Origin of the sequence: Rhodanobacter fulvus Jip2 (assembly GCF_000264315.1) — a bacterium.
GTDB lineage: Bacteria > Pseudomonadota > Gammaproteobacteria > Xanthomonadales > Rhodanobacteraceae > Rhodanobacter > Rhodanobacter fulvus.
Map to the genome: position 1 here is coordinate 1 of NZ_AJXU01000078.1, position 1,197 is coordinate 1,197.

The following is a 1,197-nucleotide window of genomic DNA, read 5'->3' on the forward strand; positions in this document are numbered from 1 at the left end:
CAAAATCGGGGGGACGTCGCAATCGACAGCTGATCAACGCGCAGAAGCAGGTGGCCGTTGTTGGAATTGGAGCTGGAGAAATCGAACAGTCCCCATGGCAAGGCAATGGGCAGACCGCTTTCTTTCTTCGGGGGGATTTTGGTCTGAACCCAAAATGGATTGTTTTTGTAAGAACGAGCGACCCGAGCTATGTCGTCTCAGATGAATCGCCAATGGACCTAGATAGGGCGCCGGAGGTCATGGTGAAGAGCATCGATGAAATAGATCGTTACAAACATATCCCACGACTTGTTTTTGGTTCAGATGGAAATGGCGAATTTATCGAAAGCCAGGCAGTGGATGATCAAAAGAACTGAGGAACGTCCAGTCTCCCTTAATGATTTGGCTGGCGGAGTTGCTTAGCGTTCCACGAATTTACGGAACTTCAAACCTCTCTATCATTCACCACAGGGCACGAGACAAATCATCCACCGAAAATCGTTATTTTAGGGATGATAATAGCCACGTCGCGCAAGGCGCGCGGCGTGGCGTTTGCCCAGACGAAATGCGTTAGGCAGCAAGCCCCCTTTTGGTTCACGGCGCAACCAGAGGCTCCCCCCAACCAGCAGCTTCCCATCGAACAGGTTCCGCACAGTCTCCTCGTGGTTGCTTACCGCCACGGCGCACCCGAAAACGATCCGGAATGTCGGGTTGAAGGCGAGAAAAGCCTGCAACACGTACTGCTCGTTCCAGCAGCGGTTTTGCTCGATGACCCAGTCCTTGGGATAATCCGCCGGAAGGAAGATGTCGTGCACGTGGATATAGACGCCTGGCGCGAGGATCGGCAACACCTCGAGGAGCAGACGGTTGACGTCGCTTCCCGTCTTTGAAACATGCGACGAATCGATGAATAGGATGTCCCCCTCCCCCAGGGACCTGAACATGTCGAGATCGACATCCTGCGCGCGCTTCGGAATCAGGGTGATTTTCCCCTCCGCGTCAGCCGTATGCAGAAATGGGCGCGGATAAGGCTCGATACACGTGATCCGTACCTTATCGGCAAGGAAGCGAGAATTGACATCCGCCATCAACATCGTGGAATAGCCCGATCCCACTTCGATGATTTTTCCTGGTTGAATCAGCCTGAGCATGCAGAACAGCGTGCGTGAATCCAGGCTCTCGAACTGTGTGTTTCGTTCATAAAAGTGCTGGAGTGCC

At 53.3% G+C, this 1,197-nt stretch carries 2 protein-coding genes; one reads left to right on the forward strand and one right to left on the reverse strand.

Annotation, left to right across the window (positions count from 1 at the left end; all coding sequences use genetic code 11):
- The coding region (locus tag UU9_RS18190; RefSeq protein WP_162098779.1) for a hypothetical protein at window positions 1-356 on the forward strand (356 nt) is incomplete at its 5' end.
- 129 nt (window positions 357-485) lie between these two features.
- On the opposite strand, the gene UU9_RS16105 is transcribed toward UU9_RS18190, so the two are convergent.
- Window positions 486-1,197 (reverse strand): class I SAM-dependent methyltransferase (locus UU9_RS16105; protein ID WP_007082829.1); only part of this gene is annotated, 712 nt, incomplete at its 5' end.